Below are 21,653 nucleotides of genomic sequence, written 5' to 3'. Positions count from 1 at the left end.
GCCACGGCCTTATTTTGTGAATCAATTTTCCTATAAAACTTCACATTTTTTGACTTTTCCTAAAATTTGGAAATACTCCTTGAGGTCTTGTGTTTCAGATTGAGCTCAGACAGAAGTCGGAAATCTCTGATTTTCTTGCTATTAGGTCACTAAATTGCGATATTTTGCCAATATTGCCAGGCGGCGTAGCTGAGGGTGACAACCCCCGTTAAAATTGCCGTTTCATCTGCTTCAAAGCGGGGATGGTGCAAAGGATGATTCACCTGGCGATCGCCAAAACCGGTGCCTAGGCGAAACATAGCTCCGGGGGCGTGTTCTAGGTACAAAGCAAAATCTTCTGCCCCTAGGGATGGTTCGGGGATAATTTGTAAGGCTTCGTCTCCCCAGGCATCCCGCACGGAATTTTCTAACAATTTATTTAGCTGGGCATCGTTCTGTACTGAAGGTACTCCTCGGCGATAATTGACTTCGTACTTAGCACCATAGGTTTGACACACACTGCCTACAATACCTTCAATCCATTGGGGCAGTTGGGCGTGGGTATCGGGGTGGAGCGACCGTACTGTGCCGGCCATGCGGACTTGGTCGGCAATGACATTGGGGGCTCGGCCACCACTAATTTGCCCCAGGGAAAGCACCATGGGCCGCAGGGGATTTTGGGTACGACTAATGGCTTGTTGTAAGGCTGTGATTACTTGGGCCGCAATCCAAATGGCATCGATCGCCTCGTGGGGCCTAGCACCATGCCCCGATTCCCCTTGGATGAAAATTTCCAGATCATCCGCCGCTGCTGTTAAAGCACCGTAACGAATGCCTACCTGCTGGGCGGGAATGGACGGAAAAACATGGACCCCAAAAATATGGCTCACCCCCTTCATGGCCCCATCTTGAATCATCCAACTGGCCCCCTGGGCAATTTCCTCTGCCGGTTGAAACAAAAAGCGCACATCCCCCGGTAACTTAGCGCTCATTTGGGACAACACCATGGCCGTACCCAAACCCAAAGTGGTGTGGATATCGTGGCCACAGGCGTGCATCACTCCAGGATGGCGGGAAGCAAAGGCCAGACCCACCATTTCCTGGATGGGTAAGGCATCCATATCGGTGCGAATGGCCAACAGTCGGGTATCGATCCCCTGCCCTGGCAACTGTCCCACTACCCCAGTTTTTCCGATCGCCTCTTCGACGTGGAGACCACAGGAGGACAGCACCCCCGCCACATAGGCCGCCGTTTGATATTCTTGGCCGCTTAACTCTGGATGGGCATGGAGATGGCGACGGATTTCCACCAGCCGGGGCAGTAGCGTTTGGGCTAAATTTTTTAGCTCCGCCAGTGCAGAATCAGTATGTTGGGGGGCAGAGGATAGCAAAGTGGCAACGGGAAAATGTTAGTGGTGCCTTTTAGTGTAGAACACGGCATTGGGAGAAGTTGACCATTTTATTTACCCCACCGCCTTCGCAAGCTCAGGCACCTCCCCTAATTAGGGGAGGCTGGGAGGGGTCTTTCTCCAATGAGATAGACTCGGACAAATTCTACTGGCGCTGAGCAAATAAATGGGATTGAGCGGATCGAGCCGGGTTAGTTCAGCAAATTTAACGCTCTGGCTAATTTGCACCTGTTGCAGTTTCACTTCCCACTGTTCCTGCTTAAACCAGCCCAGGGCTAAACTCAAATGTTCTAAGCTGGCGATCGCCATCACCACCAAACCATCCTGTCCTAGGCGTTCTCCACAGGTCTGCAAAATAGGCATTAATTGCCCGCCGTTGCCACCAATGAAAATTCGGTCTGGGGTAGGTAAATCCGCTAAAACCTCCGGGGCTGGGCCGGCCATTAAAGTTACATTTTCCGCCTGGAATCGTTGGCAATTTTGTTCGATTAACCGTTGGCCCGCGCTGGTTTTTTCAATGGCAAAAACTTTTCCCTGGGGACAAAGCCGAGCGCACTCGATCGCCACTGACCCCGTACCGGCCCCAATGTCCCAAATAATGTGTTGGGGTTGCAGAGCTAAGGCGGCCAGAATTTGCACCCGAATCTGCTGTTTGGTAATCATGCCAGGGCGGTCTTTGAAGCTGGCAAAATAATGGTCTGCAATGCCAAAAATGGGTAATTGCTTGAGATCAATGGCGGTATTTTCTGGTTTTTGCTTAACTAACACCACCACGTTGAGGAAAGAAAAATCCGTTGCAGTTAATGGTGATAAAGATTGTAAATCAAAGGATTGAACACGTTCATTTTCCGCCCCTAAATTTTCACAAACCCAAGCTTGATAAGTTCTGGTTAGCCCCAAGGATAAACATAAATTGGCGATCGCCCCTGGATGATTTTGCCCGTCGGTGAGAATGGCCAACTTTTCTGTTCCTTTTTGCAACGCTTGTTTGAGCAAATCGTTGGATCGGCCGTGGGCGCTGATGATAGTTGCATCTTGCCAAGGCATTTTTAAGCAGTTAAAAGCTAATTGAATCGAACTCACATGAGGATGAAATTTTAATTGCTCCCCAGAAAATTTTTCTAGTAACAACCGTCCCAACCCAAAGTACAGGGGGTCACCGGAAGCCAAAACGACAATGATTTCCCCTGAACCTAAAGTCTGATGAAAATGCTTGATTTTATTTAAATCTGCTGAAAAATCCTTGATTACTAAACTTTTTTCGCCATACTCCGGGAAATAGCTCAAATGACGATCGCCACCGGCCAACATTTTGGCTTCAGCAATTAATGTCAGCACTGGCCTAGTTAACCCTTCGGCGCCGTCCAGGCCAATGCCCACCACATGGATCATTTAATTAAATTTCCTCACTAAAAATCGGCCAAGCTTAAATTTTAGAAGGCATTTGTAAGTAAATCTCTTCCAAACAAAATAATAATCATTTACCCCCTTTCAAAGGGGGGGAGGGGGGATAAAACTAATCACGGCATAGGGGTTAATTCCGCCAATTCTTCTTTGCGGGAAGCCCGTAACTGGCCACAGGCTGCATCCGCCTGTACTCCCCGGGAATAGCGCACACTGACCGCAATGCGATGGTCACTTAAAACCTGGGCAAACTGATTAATCTGGGCTTCCGTGGGCCGTTGGTAATCCACCTCAGAAATGGGATTGTAGGGAATTAAATTGACATGGGTTTGGAAGCCCCGTAATCGTCGGGCTAACTCTTCTGCATGGACTGGTTGATCATTGACCCCTGCCAGCAAAACGTACTCAAACGTTACCCGCCGCCCCGTAGTTTCTACATAGGCTCGACAGTCCGCCAACAATTGCTCCAGGGGATAATGCTTTGCACTGGGAATTAACGATTGGCGCAGAGTTTGATTAGGAGCATGGAGACTAACCGCAAAAGTCACCTGCAAATGGCGATCGGCTAGTTGGCGAATTTTGCCTGGCAAACCCACAGTGGAAATGGTCAACGCCCGCTGGCCAATGCCCACTACTTGATTAAGACATTCCACCGCCTTCACCACCTCGGGCAAATTTAACAACGGTTCCCCCATGCCCATAAAGACCACATTACTCACCCGTTCTTGGAATTCCTCCTGCACCGTCAGCACTTGGTCAACAATTTCATGACTTTCTAGATTGCGGATGAAACCCCCTTTGCCCGTGGCACAGAAATTACAATCCATGGCACAGCCCACCTGGGAGGAAACACACACCGTCAGACGCTTACTACTGGGAATGCCCACCGTTTCGATGATCAAACCGTCGACCAAACGGAGCAGATATTTCCTGGTGTGGTCCGGGGCCACTGCACAGTGGTCAATGACTGATCGCCCGATGGGGTAATCGATGTTTTTCTCCCGCCAAGCCTTGGGTAAATCCGTCATGGTGTTGAGGGAACGGGCCCCTTTCTGGTAAAGCCATTGGTGAATTTGCTTACCCCGATAGGCTGGTTGGCCAGTGGTTTGCACCCAGGCGGTTAATTCCGGCAGGGAAAGGGAAAGCAGAGGGGTAGGGGTAGGGGCCATGGCGGTAACGAAAAAGAGGCATCCATGGCCAGTGTAAGCCAGATTTCCCGGTCACCACAAAAAAATCCTGGCCGATTGTTGACAGAAAAATCTTTCTTTGGCATATTGGTAAAAGTCTGAAATTTGCGGGTATAGCTCAGTGGTAGAGCGCAACCTTGCCAAGGTTGATGTCGCGCGTTCGAATCGCGTTACCCGCTTAGCTAAAAATCACCCAACGCTGTGGAGCAGATGAGAACATGGCAGTGGTGGGTTTTGTCTGGCAATTTCTCAAGCAGAAACTATTTTTCTGGTTGCACAAGAGTCAGGAGAGCGACCATTCCCACAAGGATTTGGTGCCCCTGCCAGACACATTGGAAGCGGAACTGCTTCAGTCCATCAACTCCCTCGCTACCCCCACCGCCTACACTGACGCTATCCATTCCACCCTAGAAGATAGGCTCAAAGCCTGGCAGAAGAACCTAGAGGCCCCCAATAGCCTGGTGATTTTGGCCAATCCAGTGGAGCCGATCGCCAAAATTTTACAGGACAGTCTCCAGAGCTGGGAAAACGATTTAGAGGTGACGGTGGTTAAGCCCCTGGGGAATTTTCGTCGCCCCCCCGATCCTTTGACCATAACGGGACAATTGCGACGATCCCTAGAAGCCCAGGGTGACATTGACTTTGACGGCCAGGGAGTGGAACTAAGCCAGGATGTGGCTTGTTTGGAACAACGCACCACCGTGGTAGTGATTCCTTCCCTAGAACAATGCTTTTTACGTTGCATTAGCGGTTGGGACGGCATTGGCTTTTTGCGGGAAATCACTGTCCATAACCCCCAATACTTTTGGTTGATTGGCTGTAACTCCTGGGCCTGGGACTTCCTCGATTTTGTCGGCCAGATCAGTGCCTATTTTGATGATGTACGTCCTCTGCCAACCTTAACGGGGGAAATGATCCAAAGTTGGTTAACCCCCCTCACAGAGCAATGGGGCACTATCACCACCAACGAAGACCTTGCCGACCCAGCTAGTGCTGATCCAGCGTCGGCCGATGACCAGGAAGAAGTGGAAGTTTATTGGCAAAGTCTAGCGGACTGCTCCCAGGGGGTCAGTTCCATTGCGGCTAAACTTTGGTTGCGGAGTCTGCGCATAGAAAAGCAAGTGATGGAAAAAGAGGACCCGGCCCAATTGGTACTCAATGCCAAAAAAAATGAGGATCAAATTTCTCCTTTGTCCCAGGTTAGCCCTGCCCAGCCGAGCTTACCGTCCCTCACCAACCTAGACTTATATTTGCTCCACTCCTTGATGATCCACGGGCGCATTAGTTCTGGGCACCTGGCCCTGAGCTTAGGGGAACCGGAAAGTCAAATCCAGGCTAGGGTGCAATGGCTGCTGCGGGAAGATATTCTGGAGCGTCGTTGGGGAGATTTAATTATTTGTCCCACCTACTATCAACAACTGCAAAGTGAATTGGCCAATAATAATTTCTTTGTGGGGGGAAGATGATACTAGATGTAACAGTTTTGCCACATTTTTTTGATTTGAATGGGAATGCCATCGCCCATTATTTGCCGGTAGTTAATCTAACTAATGAGTGGATATTTTGGCGCCAAGATCTGTCCTCCCTGCCCTTGGCCCAGATAACTGCCCCGGACGAAATTCCCGAAAGCCTGTTAACGGATTTTACCATCCGAAAAATTATTCGGGCCGTAATTACTGTAGTGATCGCCTACGGCATGATGGCGGTGATCCAAAAGGTAACCAACTGGATTTCGGAGCGGGTTCCCCGGCGCTTTCGGCTATTGGTAAAACAATCGTTGCCGTTTTGCAAAGCTTTAATTTTACTGGTTACCATTTCCTATTTATTAAACCTATTTTTTAATTTATCTGAAGGTAATTTATTGGCCTTGACTGGCACCATTGCGGTGGCGTTGGGTTTTGCCTTTAAAGATTACATTAGCTCCATTATTGCCGGGGTGGTGGCCCTGTTTGAAGCCCCCTATCGAGTAGGCGATCGGATTCAAATTGGCGATCATTACGGCGAAGTGACGGGCTATGGACTGCGGGGCATTTGTCTACAAACCCCGGATGATAACAATGTCACCATTCCCCATAACAAAACTTGGACAGAACCCATTTCCAATGCCAATGGGGGCAACCTCGAAGCCCAGGTGGCCACTAGCTTTTACTTTGACCACAGCGTTGATGTGGAACAGGTTATCCGCATTTTGTACCAGGCTGCCTACAGCAGTCGCTATACCCAACTCAGCATTCCCATTGTGGTGGTGATGAAAGAACATATCTGGGGCACCGAATTTAAACTCCGTTCCTATCCCATGGATGCCCGAGACGAATTTGCCTATCAAACCGATTTAATCCGTCGGGCTAAACGGGCCTTTGGCCAACAGGGTTTGCCCTATCCCAAACTAAAGCTGGGGCGGGATGAGTTTGACCCTGAATAAATGGGTTTCTAGCTTCAGTTACTAGCACCAACAGTGGGACAAAGTATTCCTTGGCAAATTAACGTTGGTCAAAATTTAGTTGTCTGAGCAGAAATGGCCAGACGGCCTGGTTACTGCCCGGCTCACTGGCATTGACTTCAAAGGTTTTGCCCCCGGCTTCTGCCAATTGCAAACTATCCACGCATAACTTGGCGATCGCCCAGCGACTAACTTGCCCCCTGAGGTTATCCCCCTGGGCAAATTGCAGCATTTCCGGATTTTCCGACTCCGTTAAAGCACAGGGCCGAACGATGGTGTAGGTTAAACCACTACCCCGGATGGCTTCTTCCCCCTGTAACTTCCAGGTCAAAATGCCCCCTAATTGTTCATTGAGACGTACTGCTGGCGGTTCTTCGGCTAAATTCAACCCTGGACGACCGGGACGGGTTACCCCCGCTGAACTGACGTGGATGAATTGGGGCGTGAGGGGGTTGGCATAGGTTTTAATCGACTCAATTTCCAAACCAAATATGCCCGGGGAAAAGCTGGGATTTAGTCCGCCGTCGTACTCAAATTTGCTATGCATTAACTGCAAAGCGGACACCTGGGAGGGATTGAATGGGCCCTTTTCTGGCACCGTTTTCGCCCGAAAGACGGGAATTAATTGCCGGAAGGGAATGCAAACCGTTTGGGGACGATTATTGAACGTATCGAAGGAGTAACAGTAGCTCAGTCCATCCCATTCATTCTGACTGCGGACAATAAATTTGTAGCGTTTGCCGTCTCCTTGGATGCGGAGTTGGATACCCTCAGCGTGGGAAAGATCCAAAGCGGGCTCAAAATTTGGCGATCGCACCGAGGCAAAGCCGCCATTATTGGCAGTGGAAACTTCCCCGGTAAATAAAGCCCGATCGCTGGTCAGTCGCCATTGGCTAGCGCTTACTCCCCCCATCACCCCATCATCAACGGAATACCAGGCCAAGCGGGGGGAATCGGTCTGACGAAAATCTATTAAGGCGCTTTCCTTGGGTTGTATATGGTCTTGGAGCACCGCCAGCAAATTTTTGATTCCTTCGTACTCCACCTGTTCCGGCACATCCACCACTTCCGGCAGGTAAAACTTGAGCCCCTGGTAATACTTTTCCCGTTGGGGAGTGTCCCCTTCCACCGGCTGAACCTTGGTACCGCTACAACAAATCACCGCCGTTACCCTCGTCATTAATGCTGGAGTCAGACTTCCCGCGATAGTTAAATCACCCCCAAAAAATTCCAGGCGATCGGGTAATCGACCCCCAAACCATTCCTTAAACAACTGCTGGGCCCGGGGTAAATCCCGCACCAACACCCGTACCTGCTGCTCCCCATCGATGAGCAGCTTAACTACCCGTTTACCCACGCCGCCAGTGGCTCCCACAACTAAAATCACAGTATTTTCCCTTGGTTGACAGCATTGATTCTAATTTAAAAAGGCTTGCATCATAAGCATGAACTTACTTTTGTGGATGCTTTAGCCTTGGTCAGGCAACGATTATGGCAATTCCAGACTTTTCCGACATCTTTGGACAAGAACCATCGGGTAAAAATTACTGCCCAGTTATTCCATATCTGGTCGCATCTACTTTGCTATGCGTCCTGAATGAATAAAGTCGAGCTTAGTCAAAAGTTGATTCCGCCACAACTTGCCGAGCCCCCTGGAGTAAGGCTTGGTAACTGGGCAGGGGATGGAGGTCAACAAAAGCTGGTTCTCCTTCAATTAAGCTTAGGTAGGTAGCAGGGTACCATTCCAAAACTTTCCCCAGGGCATAAAATGCATCTTCGTAATTTTTTTGCAGTACTTGGCAAAGGGCAATTTCATACCAGCTATAGTCGTCATCCACTTCCACGTCCAAAGCCCGATGGTAACAGGCGATCGCCTTTGCATAACGGTAGAGTTTTTGCCACAGTTCCCCTTGTCGAAACCAGGCCCAGTAGTCATTGGGGCGAATTTCCACCGATTTTTTATAGCATTGCAAAGCTTCAGCATAATGACCCCAACGGCGAAAACAGTCCGCCTGCCGGTACCAAGACCAAAAATCGTCCTGGCGAATGGTTAATGTCTGGCGAAAACTGGCGATCGCCGCATCGTACTGGCCGGAGAGTCGGTAGGATTCCCCGAGGCGATAGGTGGCCCAATAATCTTTGGGCAAATGGGCTAAAGCCCTTTGGAAGCAAGGAATAGCCTGGGTAAAGTCATCAATTTCGTTGAGGTACACACAACCCTGGTCGTACCAAGCCCAGTAATTTTCCGGTTGGATTTGGCAAGCGTTGCCATAGCTTTCCGCTGCATCCCCGTAGCGCCCCAGATGTTCCAGGGTAATGCCCCGTTTATACCAAGCCCAATAATCCCCCGGATAATATTCCAAGGCCCGTTCGTAACTAAGGAGGGCATCGTTGTATTTTCCCTGTTGCCAGAGGGTATTGCCCTGTTGGTACCAGCCTTTGTAACTATCGGGGCGGCATTCCAGGGGGTTAAAAATAGTAGTGCGAGATGAGTGGGAAGGCATGGGAACACGACCAAGGGAAATGGCAACCGTACACCAGTGGGAAAAAACGTCAGGCCGGCGGCCAACTGAAGAGACTTACCGCCATGTTTAATTCACATATCAGAATTGTACAAACTCCGGGGGCGATCGCCGGATTTATCCCTCTTCCTTGTCAAGATTAGATCACATTACTTAATTAACCAGCCAAACACTTCTCCTCTCCCAAAGTTAAATCAGGGACCTGGGCAAAGCTTGGTATCAGTAATTTTGATTCTATTTCGTCGAAAATTTCTGGTGATCGGCCGGGTTGATAGACAAAAATAGATTGCTCTTTCGGATTAATCAGCCAACCCATTTCAGTGCCATTATTCAAGCAAAATAAAATATTCTTTACAACTTTTGTTTAGCTTTGTTCAGGAGACAAGATTTCAATTATTCAATTAGGCGGCAGATAAAAATTATCGGCAATTTCTCCATCTTGATCACAGGGAATATTTTCCCAAGTAAAAACTGCAATATCAGGAACAATAGATCGATTTTCAAAACTACAACGCAATTCTGTGAATGCCCAAGCGATTTTTTCCCTTTTTAAGGCGGCGTTAATAGCAAATGATAATTCAGTTTGTAAAGTGCTATATTTTCCTTTTTGCATCGGCTTAACACTAACTTGCCCATCTCTATACTCTAGGGGAGGCTTCTCTTCTGGTAAAGCTAGAAATTCAGTCAGGGTCAGGTTTTCATTTTCTAATTTCAGCATCCTAGATCCGTCTCAATACCTTACCTATTCGCCATTGCAACCCATTTTAACCTCTTTACTAAGTGCTCAAACATTTATCAAAATTCCCCCTCATTGCATTTTTTTGTAGAGATCAATAATGCCTTCCACCACCTCGGCAATGGTGAGGTTATCGGTGACAATTTCCGCTGCATCCATAGCTTTTTGCAAAGGGGCGATCGCCCTGGTGCTATCGAGGTGATCCCGCTGGGCAATGTCCGCTTCCAATTGGGCTAGATCTACGGCTTGATTACCCTGGGCTTGGAAATCCTTGAGACGACGGCGGGCCCTTTCCTGCACTGAAGCGGTAAGGAAAATTTTCAATTCCGCATTGGGAAAAACCTGGGTGCCAATGTCCCGACCTTCCGCCACAATTCCTCCTTGGTCGCCGTACTTCCTTTGTAGTTTTAGCAACTTGGCTCGCACAGCGCCTTGGGCGGCAATGGTGGAAACTAAATGGGTCACCGCCGGGGTGCGAATGGCATCACTGACATCTTGCCCATTGACCTTAACTCCGGTTAATTGGGGTGCAGGACGGGGTATTAGTTCAATCTCCGCACCACTGGTAAGTTCCGCCACCGCTGGTTCATCTTGGGGAGCAATATGCCGATCTAAAATCAGCCAAGCCAAAGCTCGATACATGGCTCCGGTATCCAAATAGGTCAGACCCAAACGATCGGCCACCTGCCTAGTAACAGTGGATTTCCCGGCTCCGGCGGGGCCATCAATGGCAATAATGGGCAGTCGATAATTCAGCACAAGGTTATCAATTAAACGGGTACTACCCACATAGGCGGCGATCGCCATTAAAACAGGAATTTGGTCAGGGATCTTTTCCGCAATGGGTTGGAGGGTATCTCCCTGGACTAATTCTAGATATTGGAGTTTTACTGCGGGTTCCGTCGCTAAAATGTCCTGGGCAATGGTCAATAGAGAAGATACTTGGCGATCGCCTTGGTGATATTGTTCTTGGGCGGCTTGTAAACCGCGGTAAAGTACCGTGGCCTGCTCCCTTTCCCCAGCGGTCAAATACTGGTTGCGGGAACTCATGGCCAAACCCGATGCCTCCCGCACTGTCGGGCAACGACGGATAGTCACAGTTAAATTCAAATCCTCTACCAGCCGACGAATAATAGCCAGTTGTTGGGCATCTTTTTCACCAAAATAGGCCACGTCAGGACAGACAATGGTGAATAATTTAGTGACAATGGTGGCCACTCCTTGGAAATGACCAGGACGATGGGGCCCACATAAAACCTCAGTCATGGCTGGGGGAGGCAGTACAGTGGTCTGATTAACTCTGGAATTAAGCCCCAAATCCGCCACTGTTGGGGCAAAAATGACCGCTACTCCTAAAGATTCTGCCCATTGGCGATCGCCGTCCAAGTCCCGGGGATATTGTTCCAAATCTTCGCCGAGGCCAAATTGGAGAGGATTAACAAAAATGGACAACACAACCAAATCCATTTCCGCCACCGCCCGTTTCAGTAGACTGCCATGGCCGGCGTGGAGGGCCCCCATAGTGGGAACTAAGCCCACAGTTTTACCCCGACCAACTTGGCGGAGATAGGTTTGTAGCCCTGCGATTGTCCGAAAAATTTGCACCATTGTTTCTTTGCTATCCCTTGGATTGTTTGCAAACTATGGGGCTCATTGAGACTGGCCTGTGTCCAGAGCTTTGACCAATCCCCAGGCAAATTGACCCGCTATCCTAGACCCCCCTGCCGCAAGTCTTCAATGATACAATGGGAGGCTGGAATTCCATCAACGGCGATCGTATGCAAAGACTCATCGAGGGACTACAAAAATTTCGAGAGGGTTATTTCTCTTCCCACCGTGACCTCTTTGAGCAACTTTCCCATGGCCAACATCCCCGCATCCTCTTCATTTGCTGTTCCGATTCCCGGGTAGATCCGAATTTGATCACCCAGTCAGAGGTGGGAGATCTATTTGTCATTCGCAACGCTGGCAATATTATCCCTCCCTACGGAGCTGCCAATGGTGGGGAAGGGGCCGCCATGGAATATGCCCTAGTTGCCCTGGACATCAGTCAAATCATCGTCTGTGGCCATTCCCATTGTGGGGCCATGAAAGGTCTACTCAAACTCAATTCTCTCCAGGAAAAACTTCCCCTGGTGTACGATTGGCTCAAACATACGGAAGCCACCCGCCGCTTGGTGTTGGATAATTACAGTCACCTGGAGGGGGAGGATTTGATTGAAGTTACCGTGGCGGAAAATATTCTCACCCAAATCAAAAACCTCCAGACCTATCCCGCTGTCCATTCTCGGTTACACAGAGGCGATCTTTCCCTCCACGGCTGGATTTATCGCATCGAAAAGGGGGAGGTGTTGGCCTATGATGGGGTGCTCCACGACTTTGTGCCTCCCCAAAGCCGCATTAACTCCCTGGAGCCGGAGGATGAGTATGCTCTCCATCCCAATTCTCCATTAATTAACTACGATTCCTTTAAAGTTCCAGGCAAAAATCGCCCCCAAAATGGCAACGGCAAACAGTCTTCCTCTCCCCAACTTTCTCCCCTGCCTGGTTTTGGCCATTTGCCCAGGGAACAGGCAGAGCGCATTTATCGAGGTTCCCGTTGAATATAATGGCCATTAGCATTGATCAATAACTCCCCCAACCTTGCAGCCTTTGCTAAATAAACACAGACAATGGAAATTTTAGGTAGGAATTGACCGGGTGTTGAATTCACTGATTGCTGACTTTCGGATTATTTTTGAGCGAGATCCCGCCGCCCGCAATTGGTTAGAGGTGCTGTTTTGTTATCCTGGTTTGCAAGCTCTGATGGTGCATCGCTTTTCCCACCGGCTCCACACTTTGGGATTGCCTTTTTTTCCTCGCTTGATGTCCCACATTGCCCGTTTTTTTACTGGTATTGAAATTCATCCAGGGGCCCAAATTGGCCAGGGGGTGTTCATTGACCATGGCATGGGGGTGGTGATTGGTGAAACGGCGATCGTGGGGGATTATTCCTTGATTTACCAAGGGGTAACTTTGGGAGGTACAGGGAAAGAAAGTGGTAAGCGTCACCCTACCCTGGGGGAAAACGTGGTGGTAGGGGCTGGAGCTAAGGTTTTGGGTAATATTGCCATCGGTGATAATGTCCGCATTGGGGCGGGCTCGGTGGTGTTGCGGGACGTGCCGGCGGATTTTACCGTGGTGGGGGTGCCGGGGCGCATGGTTCATCCTTCGGGGGAAAGGGTTAATCCTTTGGAGCATGGTAAGTTGCCGGATTCGGAAGGCAAGGTAATTCGCTTATTACTAGAAAGGATCGAGTTACTGGAGCAACAGGTAGCTACCCTACAACAACAACAGTCAGAACAGGATTGGGAATCGGATTATCGCTCCTGCTCTGAAACTGACCGGGAACCGGTGCTCTGTCGCCTTGGCGATCGGGAAATTGAAGAATTTCTGGGAGGCACCCTTTGATCTTTTTGATCTTGCCCTGGTAACTGCAACTGGGATGGGAAAGGGTTTGAAAAGCGCCGATTTTTGGTCGGATGTTTTTTCCTGTTCAATAAAATCTTTCTAATTGTCTTAAGATGTGAACGCAAGGCCGTCCTCAAGGGCGGGGTTTCAGACCCATTTTTTCGATGAATAACCAACAACTTTGGCAACGTTATCAAGACTGGCTTTATTACCATGGTGGCCTCGATTTTTACCTGGATGTGAGCCGCATGGGGTTTAGTGATGCTTTGGTAGAGGATTTGCAACCTAAATTTGCCAAAGCATTTCAAGATATGGTGGCGCTGGAAAAAGGGGCGATCGCCAACCCGGACGAACAACGCATGGTGGGGCATTACTGGCTACGCAATCCGGCCCTGGCCCCCAATGATGCGATCCGGGCTGAAATCACCGAACCCCTACAGCAAATCAAAGCCTTTGCCGCTGACGTACACCAAGGAAACATAAAACCCCCCACAGCCCCTAAATTTACCGACCTGCTGGCGATCGGCATTGGTGGTTCTGCCCTAGGACCCCAGTTTGTGGCCCAGGCCCTAGCCCCGGATTTCCCACCCCTGGCCATTCACTTCATTGATAACTCCGACCCAGACGGCATTGACCGAGTGCTGAATGGTTTAAAGGCTCAAGACAAACTGAAAAGTACTTTGGTAATCACCACTAGTAAATCCGGTGGCACCCCTGAACCCCGCAATGGCTTGGCGGAAACTAAGGCAGTATTTGAAGCCCAGGGTTTGCATTTTGCCAACTATGCTGTGGCGGTGACAATGCCCGGCAGTAAGCTTTCCCAACAAGCCCAGGCAGAACAATGGTTACAAGCTTTTCCTATGCAGGATTGGGTGGGAGGCAGAACCTCGGAGTTATCGGCGGTGGGGCTATTACCGGCGGCTCTCCAGGGCATTGATATTCAGGCCATGCTCAATGGAGCTAAAACCATGGATGAAACCACTAGGGTGAGGGAATTAAGACAAAATCCGGCGGCCCTAATGGCTTTGGCTTGGTACTACGCAGGGGATGGGCAAGGGAAAAAAGATATGGTGATTCTGCCCTACAAAGACAGGCTGTTGTTGTTTAGTCGTTATTTACAGCAGTTGGTGATGGAATCCCTGGGTAAGGAACGGGATTTGGATGGCAATGTAGTCCACCAGGGCATTGCGGTCTATGGCAATAAGGGTTCTACGGATCAACATGCCTACGTCCAGCAATTGCGGGATGGGGTGCCCAACTTTTTTGCTACTTTCATTGAAGTGTTGCACGATCACCAAGGGCCATCGTTGGAGTTGGAACCGGGAGTCACCAGTGGGGATTACTTGTCGGGATTTTTGCAAGGCACTAGACAAGCGTTGTTTGAAAATCAACGGGATTCCATTACTGTCACCATTCCCCAGGTGAATGCCACCAGTATTGGCGCTTTAATTGCTCTGTATGAACGGGCGGTGAGTTTCTATGGTTCCTTGGTGAATGTCAACGCTTACCATCAACCGGGGGTAGAAGCGGGCAAAAAAGCGGCCGCCTCCATTTTGGAATTGCAAAAGGGGATTCTTTCCACTTTGAAAGTTGAATCCGGCCCCATTGCCCTAGAAGTTTTGGCCGCTAAAGTACAGGCTCCAGAACAGGTGGAAACGGTGTATAAAATCGTCCGCCATCTGGCCGCCAATGACCGAGGGGTAGTGCTCCACGGCGATCGCCAATTTCCCCAACGGTTGCAAGTCCAGTGGCAGAGTTAAGGCAGATTAATCCTCAATTGTTAGTTGCAGACCAGGTAATCAGAGCTTAATTCATCGGCAATTCGGTTCCTGGTCAATGGCAACGTGCTATAAAAAGAAAAGTTTGTTTACCTGAGTATTAATTCCTAGGCACGGCAAACCTTGGCCGCTTTATAGCCCATGAATCCTTAAACAAAAATCTGCCCGACCTTCCATTTGGAGATAAACCTTTATAAATGACTGCCACGATTCCCCCGTTGACGCCAACGGTAACGCCCAACAATCCCGATCGCCCGATTGCGGATCTAAAACTACAAGACATCATTAAAACCCTGCCCAAGGAATGCTTCGAGAAAAAAGCGAGCAAAGCCTGGGCTTCTGTTTTGGTCACCCTAGGGGCGATCGCCGTGGGCTATTTGGGTATTATCTATCTGCCCTGGTACTTCCTGCCTATCACCTGGATCTGGACCGGGACAGCCCTAACGGGGGCCTTCGTTGTCGGCCATGACTGTGGCCATCGCTCCTTTGCCAAAAAACGCTGGGTCAATGACTTAGTGGGACACGTTGCCTTTGCGCCCCTAATTTATCCTTTCCATAGCTGGCGTCTGCTCCACGACCACCATCATCTCCACACCAACAAAGTTGAGGTTGACAACGCCTGGGATCCCTGGAGTGTGGAAGCTTTCCAAGCCAGTCCGGCGATCGTCAGACTTTTTTACCGAGCCATCCGGGGCCCCTTTTGGTGGACTGGTTCCATTTTCCACTGGAGCTTAATGCATTTTAAACTCAGCAACTTTGCTGAAAGGGACCGCAATAAAGTCAAACTATCCATTGCCGTTGTCTCCCTCTTTGCGGCGATTGCCTTTCCTACCTTAATTGCCACCACAGGGGTATGGGGGTTCGTCAAATTTTGGTTAATGCCCTGGTTGGTGTACCACTTCTGGATGAGCACCTTTACTATTGTGCATCACACAATTCCCGAAATTCGTTTCCGTCCCATCGCCGATTGGAGCGCCGCCGAAGCCCAGTTAAATGGTACTGTCCATTGTGACTATCCCCGCTGGGTGGAAGTGCTCTGCCATGACATCAACGTACACATTCCCCACCACCTCTCTGTTGCCATTCCTTCCTATAACCTACGTCTAGCCCACGCAAGTTTAAAAGAAAACTGGGGACCTTTTCTCTATGAGCGCACCTTTAACTTGAAGTTAATGCAACAAATCAGTAGCCAATGTCATTTGTATGACCCGGAGAATGGCTACCGCACCTTTGGCTCCCTAAAAAAAGTCTAAAAGTTGGGGTAATGGAACATTTTCGGGCCATGACCCAAGTTAGCAATTAACCATAGCTGATCTCTGGGGGGAGTTGCCCAACCATTAATTAAAACTGAAGTAAACATCTGGGAATGCGGCCAATGGGCTGGATTCCTTCTTTTTTTGGTGAGGGAAAATCTTCTAAGTAGACAAATTGGAGCGGTTGAGACTAGAAAGGTCCACCCGGCCAAAATGAATACTAAAGGCAACCTGCATATTTTCCAGGGTTTTCACGAGCCAAGGCACCCCTTCCCGGGCCACTGACTCATAGTGATTAAACAAAATTGAAAAACGTTTTTCCAAATAAGGCTTCACCTTGGAGCAGAAAAGTACGATTTTTAGCAATACCCCAATGGTCTTCTTCACACCAATATTGGAAATTAGATCAATAAAGACATAGTGATCTGGATTTTTACTGCCCTCCACCACCAAAAAGTTGAGCAATTGACTAGAAGTTCGCATCATTAAAAATTCCGTGGGTTTCTGTTGGTTACATTCCGGATAGGCATTTTGGAATAGGTCAAACAATTTCTTATCAAAACTCCCTTGTCTATACTTATCCTGTAGGGAGCTCCGGATATATTCGTAAAGTTCGTCCTTAAAAGTACCAAAGGATCGGGTATAGACCACATGGTTGCGGAAACTTTTCGAGAGGGATTGATAACTCTGGCCGTTTTCCACAGCTCCGACAAAATGTTTAAGGGAACTGTTTAGATCCCGATCACTGAGTAGGGTCGGATTTTTCACCGGTTTGATCAGTTCCTTGTCCGGCAAAATTAGCCCAGACTTATTATCCCTGGCCATGCGTACCCGATAGGTGACGTAATGGGAAAGGTTAATTTCAAACTTGCGTTCATTTTGAGCTTTGATGCGGTGGATGGTTTGGCGGTGTTCCCGACTACTGTCATCCCCCATGAGGCAGTAATCGTAAAGATAGGGATAGCGGTGGATGAGGGTGCCAACGGAGCTAGATTTGGTTTCAAACTTGGCACTGACAACGGTGGCTAATCTTTTCAGCCGAACAAATTGTTCACTGAGGGTAAAATTTTTAACTAGTTGGCGGATGTTTCCTTTGGTGTTGCCCCCGGGACTGATGTTAGCTACGGCTTTTTCCACCATATTTACTAATTGGGGAATGGAGCGTTGGGTTTGGGGAGAAAGTTGCCAATAATTGATCAGAATATAACAGCAACGGTTAAAAAAGTAGTTGAAATCTTCAGTATTATTTTTAACCCTAATTACCTTTTCTAGGTGAGTAGAAATTTGTCCTTGAGAACCACTTTGTCCACTCAAGAAAAGATTGCCTATTACCTCCAGTACCTGCTCCCCTTCCACCGACTGCACCAAGTTGAGCAGATAATCGTACATTGCCTGCTCGTCGTTTGTTTTGTAGGAGTCGTTGGACTGAAGGTAGTTTTGGTTCACAGTGGTAACCCTCCTTGGGGGAAAGGGGGCAAATTGGGGATAGGGAAAACTAATAATGAAAACGAAATCATCGGATAAGGTCAACAATACTCTGGACTTTAATCAAGCACCGCTGGGGATGGTAAGATACACCCTGATCCCACTGGGATGAAATCGGAACTCTTTTACTGGTCATTGTCGGTTTTCAACTTTTTTATCTCTATTTCCCCTCCAATGTAAGTGATGTAGGCACCCATGGGAAGTGATCTAGATCACAGATAAAAAAATGTCAATGAATTAACCCTTCTGAGTCAATTCTAACCCAGTTTTCCTCCACCATATTTCCCACTCTCATTCTTTTCTATGAACTCCAAACTTTCCCTATTTGACATCCGTACATTCCTAGAAAATTGCTTATTGTCTGTTACCCATCTTTCCGAGGATATACGGATAAATAATATTTGCACCGATACAAGGGCTTTGGTGCCAGGGGATTTATTTCTTGCTTTGCGGGGAGAAAGTTTTGATGGTCATAGTTTTATTCCCCAAGCGGTGGCGGCGGGGGCGATCGCCGTGGTGACGGATCGACCAGTGGAGGGAATAGGGGAAACGGTGGCTAAATTTTTGGTGGAAGATACATTGGTGGCCTATCAGCGCATAGCATCGGGGTGGCGACAAAGATTTACCATTCCCATCATTGGGGTGACCGGTTCTGTGGGTAAGACCACCACCAAAGAGTTAATTGCGGCGGTGTTATCCCAATTTGGCAGTGTGCATAAAACCAGAGCTAACTACAACAATGAAATTGGGGTGCCGAAAACTTTGCTAGAACTATCCCCAGACCATAATTTTGCCATTGTGGAAATGGCCATGCGGGGTCGGGGACAAATTGCGCTATTGGCGGACATTGCCCAGCCCACCATCGGTTTAATTACCAACGTTGGCACAGCCCACATTGGTCTTTTGGGATCGGAGTTGGCGATCGCCGAGGCCAAGTGTGAATTGCTGGCCCACCAACCACCCCAAAGCACGGCCATCCTCAATCAGGACAATGCTTTGTTAATGGAAACAGCCCAACGATTTTGGCAAGGAAAAACCATTACCTATGGCCTGCAGGGGGGAGATGTGCGAGGAACGGTGAATGGTGAAAATTTAATCCTCGATGGGGTTAGTTTGCCTTTGCCTCTGGCCGGTGTTCACAATGCTTCTAATTATCTAGCGGCGATCGCCGTGGCCCAGTGTTTAGGGTTGGATTGGCAAAGGTTACAGCCGGGGTTGACGGTGGAGCTACCAAAGGGTCGGGCCCGTCGTTATCAATGGGGGCAGGACGTGGTGCTGTTGGATGAAACCTATAACGCTGGGCTGGAATCCATGTTGGCATCCCTGGATTTATTGGCCAATACCCCTGGAAAACGACGTTTAGCGGTGCTAGGAGCAATGAAAGAACTGGGAGATTATGGCCCGACATTCCACCAACGGGTGGGGGCCAAGGTGAAAGCCTTAGGTTTAGACGGTCTTTACCTATTAGCCAATGACTCTAATACCGATGCCATTGCCGCCGGGGCCAACGGTGTAGAGACCCAATCCTTCAGCGATGGACCTAGTTTAGTGGAGGCCCTAAAAACTACCCTCCAACCAGGCGATCGCCTCCTGTTCAAAGCATCCAATTCCGTCGGTCTAGGGGCCGTGGTTAGTCAATTGTTAGCAGAAAACCCCACCTCGGCTTAGATCGGCCAGGTTTGGATGAAAAGAATCCCCCGGAATCTCCTCACTAAAGCTCCGGCTTAAAAAGGGGGACTTTTGACTATTTCTCCCCTCCCAAGGTGGGCTGGGAAAATTAGCTAAAGTGAGCATTTTTAGAATTTTCAAACACGCTCTCAGATAGTTTTAAGGTAATCCAATAAATCCGCCATTTCCTGGGGATTAGGTTCAAACTGTGGCATGGGAGGCGTTTGACCACTAACGACCTGATGAATGATGTGGCCCTCGGATCGTCGTTGGGACACCCCCCAAAGACTAGGGCCAATGTAGCCATCAGCCTGGATGCCATGGCAAACCACGCAATTGGCTTGAAAAATAGCCCGGCCCCTATCCGCATCGCCTTTAAGGGCGAGCACCTGGTTCACGTAGGGATCAAAGTTCATAAAGCTAAACAAAGCCACTGTCAATATTACCAAGGAAATAATGCCGGCCATAATCCACATCCCGGTGGGGGAAGCATTTACCTTGGCAACAGTTGGATTTTTTTCGATTACAGGGGCCATGGGTTAGGAAAGATTAGTCAAGATTGCTAGGATCGCCACTCAGGAACTTAACATATTGTATTGATACTGGGGCCTCCTGTGTTTGCTTAGCCCTAGGCTCGGGTCTGGATTAACCCCGTTGACAAACTAAAACTCCCCCAAATATCGATCCCAGAATTTTCCTGGGCCAAGGGGGAGCATTGACAAAAATCTATCCAGCTTGCCCCCAGTTGATCAGCGAGGGCAGATTAATCTAAAGGGGGGCCACTTGCACTTCCACCGTAGCGATAACTTCGGGGTGCAATTTGATTTGGGCCTGGTAGAAACCAGTTTTGTGGATATCCGGTAGACTGATGCCCCGGCGATCGAGACTTTGGTTGGTGGCGGCTTCCACTGCATCGGCCACTTCCTGGGTGGTAACAGTACCAAAAATAGCTTCCGCTTCCCCTACTTGTTTTTTGATCACAAAGCGACCAATGGTTTCCAGAGCGACTTTGCGGGCTTCAGCGGCATCTTTTTCTGCTTTGAGCCGTTCCAATTCCTTGAGGCGTCTTTGTTCCACCTGGCGCAAAATACCGGGGGTGGCCACTACTCCTAGGCCTTTGGGAATGAGATAATTGCGGGCATAACCGGGGGCTACTTCCACTAAATCGCCGGTGAAGCCTAGTTTATTGATAGTTTCGTTTAAAACGACCTTGACTCGCTTTGCCATAACTGTAATTTTTCCAATATGAAGTTTGTTTAGCTTGTGGAGCAATTCACAAACCTCCATCTTAACCTTTAGGGGCAATCCCGCCAAAGTTGGCCATCGTCGGAGGTCAGTTTTTCCCCAGGGCAATGAACAGAAAGGCAAAGTTACTCTGTTACCATGGGGGACGGCCCTCCGCAACCAGATGCCAATGTCCAGTCTGATTTCCCTTTTCCGCCAACATTATCCCCAGGGCAGTCTCTGTTGTGACTTGCTCGAAATTGATCGGGGTTTATACATAGTCCAAGCCAGCATCACCCTAGAAGGCATTGTGGTAGCCACGGCCCTAGCGGCCCAGTGTCCCCTGGAAGCCGCCGAAGACTTGGCCAAGGAAAGGGCGATCGCCAGCCTTGATTTACCCCATGGATCCCCGACGGAATTTACCCCAAAGGCAGATAAATCGGACAAGATAGTCACTGACAGCGGCCCAGCCAAGCAATCCTCCCAGGCTTCCCCGAGCAAAAAAGAAACTAAACCCTCTAAGCAGAGCGGTAAAGCCGTTATTTCTTCCCCTCCGACTAAGGCAACTCCTGCCCCTGTGGTTGAAAAATCTCCGGTGGTGGAGGTGATCGCCGCTCCGGCTCAAACTGCAACCAGTGTGAGCGTTTCCTTTCCCCCTAGCCCGGACCCAGTATTGCCCTTGGAGGAACCAGTTCTAACCCAGGCAATGGCCAATAATTCCCTTGATCAACTGGATGAGCTACCTTTCGCCAACCCCGAACTTCAACTTGACCTTGCCACTGGGCGATCGCCAGAGACTCCCGAATTACCTCTGCCCATTGAAACCGAACCAGAGCCATCTGAACCGGCCATGGCCAACGCTGGCGCAACGGATCTACCCGAAGGCCCCATGGACTTTTCGGAAATTATTGCCCGCAGTAACCTAGAGCTCAAACGATTGGGCTGGACCAGTGAACAGGGACGCAATTATCTGTTACAAACCTATGGCAAACGTTCCCGCCAGTTACTGTCCGATGAGCAGTTGATTGAATTTTTGGCTTATTTGGAACAACAGCCTACCCCATAAAAAAGAGCAGAAAAAAACCTAATATCCCCATCGGTTGCCACTGGATACTAGG

At 49.1% G+C, this 21,653-nt stretch carries 18 protein-coding genes and 1 tRNA gene; 9 read left to right on the top strand and 10 right to left on the bottom strand.

Annotated elements, in window-relative coordinates:
• Positions 1 to 149 precede the first annotated feature (149 nt).
• The 3 genes from IQE94_RS04160 to rlmN all read right to left on the bottom strand — a co-directional run bounded on the left by IQE94_RS04160 (position 150) and on the right by rlmN (position 3,961).
• Positions 150 to 1,334, bottom strand: coding sequence for a M20 family metallopeptidase (locus tag IQE94_RS04160; RefSeq protein ID WP_223343193.1), 1,185 nt, complete (start codon positions 1,332 to 1,334; stop codon positions 150 to 152).
• Positions 1,335 to 1,481: 147 nt separating this feature from the next.
• Positions 1,482 to 2,780 carry a precorrin-6y C5,15-methyltransferase (decarboxylating) subunit CbiE gene (gene cbiE, locus IQE94_RS04155; protein ID WP_223342763.1) on the bottom strand — a complete coding sequence of 433 codons (1,299 nt, stop codon included), beginning with the start codon at positions 2,778 to 2,780 and terminating at the stop codon, positions 1,482 to 1,484.
• 128 nt (positions 2,781 to 2,908) lie between these two features.
• Positions 2,909 to 3,961 (bottom strand): 23S rRNA (adenine(2503)-C(2))-methyltransferase RlmN, encoded by a 1,053-nt coding sequence (gene rlmN, locus IQE94_RS04150; protein WP_212716331.1) that lies wholly within the window; start codon positions 3,959 to 3,961, stop codon positions 2,909 to 2,911.
• A 125-nt stretch (positions 3,962 to 4,086) separates the two neighbouring features.
• Between rlmN and IQE94_RS04145 the strand changes: the two genes are divergently transcribed.
• From IQE94_RS04145 to IQE94_RS04135, 3 genes are all read left to right on the top strand, one after another.
• Positions 4,087 to 4,158 (top strand) — tRNA-Gly (locus tag IQE94_RS04145).
• 39 nt (positions 4,159 to 4,197) lie between these two features.
• The gene (locus IQE94_RS04140; protein ID WP_212716330.1) at positions 4,198 to 5,445 is read left to right on the top strand and encodes an AsnC family protein; all 1,248 of its coding nucleotides are present in this window, start codon (positions 4,198 to 4,200) and stop codon (positions 5,443 to 5,445) included.
• Positions 5,442 to 6,401, top strand: a complete 960-nt coding sequence (locus tag IQE94_RS04135; RefSeq protein ID WP_212716329.1) for a mechanosensitive ion channel family protein — start codon at positions 5,442 to 5,444, stop codon at positions 6,399 to 6,401. Before IQE94_RS04140 ends, IQE94_RS04135 begins: the two co-directional genes overlap by 4 nt.
• 58 nt (positions 6,402 to 6,459) lie before the next feature.
• On the opposite strand, the gene IQE94_RS04130 is transcribed toward IQE94_RS04135, so the two are convergent.
• From IQE94_RS04130 to IQE94_RS04115, 4 genes are all read right to left on the bottom strand, one after another.
• Positions 6,460 to 7,806, bottom strand: coding sequence for a CIA30 family protein (locus tag IQE94_RS04130; RefSeq protein WP_212716328.1), 1,347 nt, complete (start codon positions 7,804 to 7,806; stop codon positions 6,460 to 6,462).
• 226 nt (positions 7,807 to 8,032) lie between these two features.
• Positions 8,033 to 8,923: a tetratricopeptide repeat protein gene (locus IQE94_RS04125; protein ID WP_212716327.1), complete on the bottom strand. Its 891-nt coding sequence runs from the start codon at positions 8,921 to 8,923 to the stop codon at positions 8,033 to 8,035.
• 415 nt (positions 8,924 to 9,338) lie between these two features.
• Complete coding sequence (locus IQE94_RS18810; protein ID WP_212716326.1) at positions 9,339 to 9,659, bottom strand: Uma2 family endonuclease; 321 nt, start codon at positions 9,657 to 9,659, stop codon at positions 9,339 to 9,341.
• Between the two features lie 90 nt (positions 9,660 to 9,749).
• Positions 9,750 to 11,285: a bifunctional pantoate--beta-alanine ligase/(d)CMP kinase gene (locus IQE94_RS04115; protein ID WP_223342762.1), complete on the bottom strand. Its 1,536-nt coding sequence runs from the start codon at positions 11,283 to 11,285 to the stop codon at positions 9,750 to 9,752.
• Between the two features lie 170 nt (positions 11,286 to 11,455).
• Between IQE94_RS04115 and IQE94_RS04110 the strand changes: the two genes are divergently transcribed.
• From IQE94_RS04110 to IQE94_RS04095, 4 genes are all read left to right on the top strand, one after another.
• A complete protein-coding gene (locus tag IQE94_RS04110; RefSeq protein ID WP_212722224.1) occupies positions 11,456 to 12,280 on the top strand; it encodes a carbonic anhydrase in 825 nt (274 codons plus the stop codon).
• A 97-nt stretch (positions 12,281 to 12,377) separates the two neighbouring features.
• A complete protein-coding gene (gene cysE / locus IQE94_RS04105) occupies positions 12,378 to 13,127 on the top strand; it encodes a serine O-acetyltransferase (RefSeq protein ID WP_194013717.1) in 750 nt (249 codons plus the stop codon).
• Between the two features lie 164 nt (positions 13,128 to 13,291).
• Positions 13,292 to 14,887 carry a glucose-6-phosphate isomerase gene (locus tag IQE94_RS04100; RefSeq protein ID WP_212716323.1) on the top strand — a complete coding sequence of 532 codons (1,596 nt, stop codon included), beginning with the start codon at positions 13,292 to 13,294 and terminating at the stop codon, positions 14,885 to 14,887.
• Between the two features lie 215 nt (positions 14,888 to 15,102).
• Positions 15,103 to 16,158, top strand: a complete 1,056-nt coding sequence (locus IQE94_RS04095) for a fatty acid desaturase (protein ID WP_212716321.1) — start codon at positions 15,103 to 15,105, stop codon at positions 16,156 to 16,158.
• A 162-nt stretch (positions 16,159 to 16,320) separates the two neighbouring features.
• Here IQE94_RS04095 and IQE94_RS04090 read toward each other — a convergent pair whose 3' ends face one another.
• The gene (locus tag IQE94_RS04090; protein WP_212716319.1) at positions 16,321 to 17,691 is read right to left on the bottom strand and encodes a hypothetical protein; all 1,371 of its coding nucleotides are present in this window, start codon (positions 17,689 to 17,691) and stop codon (positions 16,321 to 16,323) included.
• A gap of 255 nt (positions 17,692 to 17,946) precedes the next feature.
• Here IQE94_RS04090 and murF point away from each other — a divergent pair, with 255 nt between their 5' ends.
• Positions 17,947 to 19,311 carry a UDP-N-acetylmuramoyl-tripeptide--D-alanyl-D-alanine ligase gene (murF, locus tag IQE94_RS04085; protein ID WP_212716317.1) on the top strand — a complete coding sequence of 455 codons (1,365 nt, stop codon included), beginning with the start codon at positions 17,947 to 17,949 and terminating at the stop codon, positions 19,309 to 19,311.
• 149 nt (positions 19,312 to 19,460) lie between these two features.
• On the opposite strand, the gene IQE94_RS04080 is transcribed toward murF, so the two are convergent.
• Complete coding sequence (locus tag IQE94_RS04080) at positions 19,461 to 19,847, bottom strand: cytochrome c (protein ID WP_212716315.1); 387 nt, start codon at positions 19,845 to 19,847, stop codon at positions 19,461 to 19,463.
• A gap of 232 nt (positions 19,848 to 20,079) precedes the next feature.
• The gene (rplI, locus tag IQE94_RS04075; protein ID WP_010872796.1) at positions 20,080 to 20,538 is read right to left on the bottom strand and encodes a 50S ribosomal protein L9; all 459 of its coding nucleotides are present in this window, start codon (positions 20,536 to 20,538) and stop codon (positions 20,080 to 20,082) included.
• 181 nt (positions 20,539 to 20,719) lie between these two features.
• On the opposite strand from rplI, the gene IQE94_RS04070 reads away from it, so the two are divergent.
• Positions 20,720 to 21,601 carry a hypothetical protein gene (locus IQE94_RS04070; protein WP_212722223.1) on the top strand — a complete coding sequence of 294 codons (882 nt, stop codon included), beginning with the start codon at positions 20,720 to 20,722 and terminating at the stop codon, positions 21,599 to 21,601.
• Positions 21,602 to 21,653: the final 52 nt, after the last annotated feature.

Origin of the sequence: Synechocystis sp. PCC 7339, from assembly GCF_019924095.1 — a bacterium.
Lineage (GTDB): Bacteria > Cyanobacteriota > Cyanobacteriia > Cyanobacteriales > Microcystaceae > Synechocystis.
This window is presented reverse-complemented; position numbering and strand designations above follow the sequence as displayed.

Bases quoted from the DNA above. Each gene is read 5' to 3' on its own strand.
- cbiE (WP_223342763.1), bottom strand. From the start codon at position 2,780: ATGATCCATGTGGTGGGCATTGGCCTGGACGGCGCCGAAGGGTTAACT.
- rlmN (WP_212716331.1), bottom strand. From the start codon at position 3,961: ATGGCCCCTACCCCTACCCCTCTGCTTTCCCTTTCCCTGCCGGAATTA.
- IQE94_RS04140 (WP_212716330.1), top strand. From the start codon at position 4,198: ATGGCAGTGGTGGGTTTTGTCTGGCAATTTCTCAAGCAGAAACTATTT.
- IQE94_RS04135 (WP_212716329.1), top strand. From the start codon at position 5,442: ATGATACTAGATGTAACAGTTTTGCCACATTTTTTTGATTTGAATGGG.
- IQE94_RS04125 (WP_212716327.1), bottom strand. From the start codon at position 8,923: ATGCCTTCCCACTCATCTCGCACTACTATTTTTAACCCCCTGGAATGC.
- IQE94_RS18810 (WP_212716326.1), bottom strand. From the start codon at position 9,659: ATGCTGAAATTAGAAAATGAAAACCTGACCCTGACTGAATTTCTAGCT.
- IQE94_RS04115 (WP_223342762.1), bottom strand. From the start codon at position 11,285: ATGGTGCAAATTTTTCGGACAATCGCAGGGCTACAAACCTATCTCCGC.
- IQE94_RS04110 (WP_212722224.1), top strand. From the start codon at position 11,456: ATGCAAAGACTCATCGAGGGACTACAAAAATTTCGAGAGGGTTATTTC.
- IQE94_RS04100 (WP_212716323.1), top strand. From the start codon at position 13,292: ATGAATAACCAACAACTTTGGCAACGTTATCAAGACTGGCTTTATTAC.
- IQE94_RS04095 (WP_212716321.1), top strand. From the start codon at position 15,103: ATGACTGCCACGATTCCCCCGTTGACGCCAACGGTAACGCCCAACAAT.
- murF (WP_212716317.1), top strand. From the start codon at position 17,947: ATGAACTCCAAACTTTCCCTATTTGACATCCGTACATTCCTAGAAAAT.
- IQE94_RS04080 (WP_212716315.1), bottom strand. From the start codon at position 19,847: ATGGCCCCTGTAATCGAAAAAAATCCAACTGTTGCCAAGGTAAATGCT.
- rplI (WP_010872796.1), bottom strand. From the start codon at position 20,538: ATGGCAAAGCGAGTCAAGGTCGTTTTAAACGAAACTATCAATAAACTA.
- IQE94_RS04070 (WP_212722223.1), top strand. From the start codon at position 20,720: ATGCCAATGTCCAGTCTGATTTCCCTTTTCCGCCAACATTATCCCCAG.